Source organism: Nitrospirota bacterium, assembly GCA_016214385.1.
Classification (GTDB): Bacteria; Nitrospirota; Thermodesulfovibrionia; order UBA6902; family JACROP01; genus JACROP01.
On record JACROP010000142.1, the window covers coordinates 1 to 3448 of the forward strand.

At 43.8% G+C, this 3448-nt stretch carries 3 protein-coding genes; all 3 read right to left on the reverse strand.

Annotated features, from left to right (window positions below):
- Positions 1–101: 101 nt before the first annotated feature.
- Positions 102–1040 carry a DUF4892 domain-containing protein gene (locus HZC12_08815; GenBank protein ID MBI5026804.1) on the reverse strand — a complete coding sequence of 313 codons (939 nt, stop codon included), beginning with the start codon at positions 1038–1040 and terminating at the stop codon, positions 102–104.
- A 203-nt stretch (positions 1041–1243) separates the two neighbouring features.
- Positions 1244–2719, reverse strand: coding sequence for an IS1182 family transposase (locus HZC12_08820; GenBank protein MBI5026805.1), 1476 nt, complete (start codon positions 2717–2719; stop codon positions 1244–1246).
- A 96-nt stretch (positions 2720–2815) separates the two neighbouring features.
- Positions 2816–3448 (reverse strand): transposase (locus tag HZC12_08825; protein MBI5026806.1); only part of this gene is annotated, 633 nt, incomplete at its 5' end.

The window sequence follows — 3448 nt, forward strand, 5'->3', positions numbered from 1 at the left end:
ATATACTTGCCGCCACTACAACAACGACTTGCCATAGTACCTTTTTCCCGGATATTGCTTTCATATTTTTCTCCTTTCTCAAGCTATCTCCTTTCTCATTTTTACTGTTCTACCAGTTCTACCCTTCTGTTCTTGGCCCGGCCCTCGTCGGTCTTGTTCGAAGCCACAGGGGACAGTGGGCCGACACCATCTGCACGGAGGCGCGCTGCCGCTATGCCATGCTTGATCGTTAACTCCTTAATTACTGAGTCCGCCCGCCTCTTTGAAAGATCCATGTTGAACTTGAGCTCGCCCACACTGTCCGTGTGGCCGACCACATGCAGCTTGAGCTTCGGATCCTGCTTGAGCAGCTTGGCGATCTCTTTCAGGGCAGGCTCTGATTCGGGCTTGACCTCGGCCTTATTAAAATCGAAGTAGATGCCGTAGATAGCAACATGGCCTGTGCGTGAAATATCCCCGGCCATCGCAGTAGCGTCCACAGTTACAAGACCCGTCTCCATTTGCCTGGTCTCTATTATGTTGAGATAGGTGTTTCGATAATAATCCTCTGCGTGCAAAGCCACATATACATCCCCCTGTTGGCGCCTCAACTTCGCAGCAAGATAACGACCATCATAGCCTCCTCCAAGGTAGCCCAGAGGTTCGTGGGTAATCCAGTTGCTGCCGCACTCCCCCTGCTTGTTATTACAGGTGAACAGGACTTCGAAACCTGCCTGCTTCAGCGCCATCTCATAGTTGCGGAATATCTCCAGTGCAGAGCGCCCTTGGGGATTCTTGTATTCAATGAGTGTTATCTTCCCTTCGAGCGGCTTGGTTTTCTTGAACTTCCCTGAATCAGTGTACGGTCCGAGTATTAACTGGTATTCCCCGAACTCCTGCTGAGAATACTTTGATATGATCGAGCCTGGATACCTCTTGATTACGGGATGGTCTCTGCTCCCCTCAACATCCTGGGCAAAGGCGACAATGGGGCTGCTTAAGACCAGCATGACTAATAATGGAAAAAGCAGAAAGACCCTTCCCAAATAACTATTTCTCATTGGTATTCCTCCCTTCATAGGTGGAATAGTTTTTAGATAGGCTCCACATCTCATATTTGCTCCTATTTCCCTTGGCGTTCTGATACCTTCCCAATAACTCAATAAATTTGGATGTGGAGCTTGTCTAAAAACTCTTTTTCAATTTTTGAGCAAGCAAAATTCCTTTTCATAGGAAACATAAAAAGTCCCCCATCCTTTTAATCTTACCCTAAGGCTGGTATCATCCGTTCCTTTCTCATTATAGCTGCTGTTATCTTTAACAGGTTATGGGCTGTTGCCACTATCTTCCACTCAAGTCTTACTTTCTCTAATCCCCTGAGAAGGAATTGACCGAATCCGTTTCTTGTTTTTATCTGGCCAAAAACAGGCTCTACCAAACATTTTCGTTTCCCGTAAATTGCTCTGCCTTCCGAGGTACTTATCTTTGCTCTCATTCGTTCCCTGTAGTCTTCATATCCGTCTCTTGTTATAGCCCTGCCTAATTTTAGATTCGTTGTGCATTTCTCTCTCAGAGGGCAGGCAGTGCATGTCCCCCGCTCTGTTCTGTATGTGGTAATCTCTCTCTTGCTGTATTTGCTTTTGATTTGAGTCCTTGCAGCAGGTCTTAATGTTTCACCCTGTAGACATGTATACTTGTCCTCGCATTTATCATATATGAAGTCTTCTTTTGCAAATAAGCGCTCCATTGCCTTCTGTCTTTTCCTGCCGCCTATATGCCTTTCGTCTTCAGAGGGAATGTATCCGTCTATTTTGTTGTCCTCTAAATATTTAAAATTATTTCCTCCTGCATAGCCTGTGTCAGCTACTACTATCTTTGGCTTCTCTTTAACTGTTTCCTCTATCCCTTCTACTGCTCTCTTTGTCTGGTTTACATCAACAGGCTCTGCTGTTACATCAGCATATACAATAAGTTGTTCCTCTGTCACGGCAATCTGGGCATTGAAGGCTGGAATTGAGGTGTTGCTCTTGTGCATGAAGCTGGCTTCCACATCTGTAAGACTTACTCTCGATTCGTCTTCTTTTCCTAACTCTTGTGCTTTTTTGATAACCGCCTCTATTTTCCGAATCCTGTCTTGAATCTTTTCTATTTCTTTAGGAAGCTCGTCTCCACGTCTGTAAATGCCGTGTATGTTGTCTTCTTCTTTGTCTATGTCTTCAGCCTCGCTTATTATCCTCTGTGCTTCGTCTTTTGCCTCTTTTAGCAGCTCTTTCCAGTCCTCTAATTTCTTGAATGTATCTATGCCGCTGTTGGCTCTGACCTTGCTTCCATCTAATGCTACAAGACCCATCGTTGCCATCCCCATTGTCTTTGCTACTATTATTACATCTGTGAATATCTTCTCTAATGCCTCTTTGTTATTTGTGCGGAACAGGCAAAGGGTTCTAAAGTCTGGCTTCTCTAATCCCGCCAACCACATAAATACTATGTCCTGCCCAAGTTTTTCTTCTATCTTTCTGCTTGAACGCACTCCTGTGGCATATCCCCATAAAAGCACTTTTATCATCATCGCTGGATGATATGCAGGACGGCCTTCTTCCTTTGATTCCCTGAATGCGGTTGTATCTATTTTGTCTATTATCTCTGAAAATACTCTCGCAGGATTATCACTTCTAACCCATTCATTCAGACTCGGAGGAAGAAGAAACATCTGGTCTTGTTCGTAAGGTCTTAAAGGCATCAGATAACCTCCTCAAATATATTTGTGCCTTTAATTTATCATATTTGTAGGTTGGAAAGGGTGGTAGTTTTTAGACAGGCTCCACTTCCCGTGTTTTTATTTCTTAGACCTGGGTCGTCCTCCCTTTTTAGGAAAAATGTCTTGTCCTAACATTTTCTCAAGTTTCTTTATAAATACCTTCCTGCCAAGAGGTCTGCCTGTAGATGTCGCCTTCCTGATAGACGCCTCTATCTCTGTATCCTCTTCCTTTATAAATTTTCTGTAAGATTTCATTTCCTTCTCATCAAACCAACTCTCATCGGAAAGCACATCGTCTTTAATCCCTAACACATGAGCCCTTGCACTTGACCATGGATATTCTTCTGCCTTCTTAACAAGCTTCGCCCTTACCGGATTCCGCTCTATGTATCTCATTACCGCCCATAAATAAGGCTCTTCCTCCACAATTGCTGAAAAGAAACGGTTCTGCCACAGTCTTCCGCTCCTTTTATATTTACGGTTTATGTATTGCGTATAAAGCAGATTTGTCCCGCCTATTCCTCTGGCCAATGATGTTTTCTTTTCAGGCGCTGCAAGAATATGTACATGGTTCCCCATAAGACAGTATGCTATTATCTTTATTCCGTATTTATTTCTGTATCGGCGAAGGACTTCAAGATAATTTACCCTGTCTTCGTTATCGAAAAATACTGTCTCCTTATTATTTCCCCTCTGTGTTATGTGATGTGG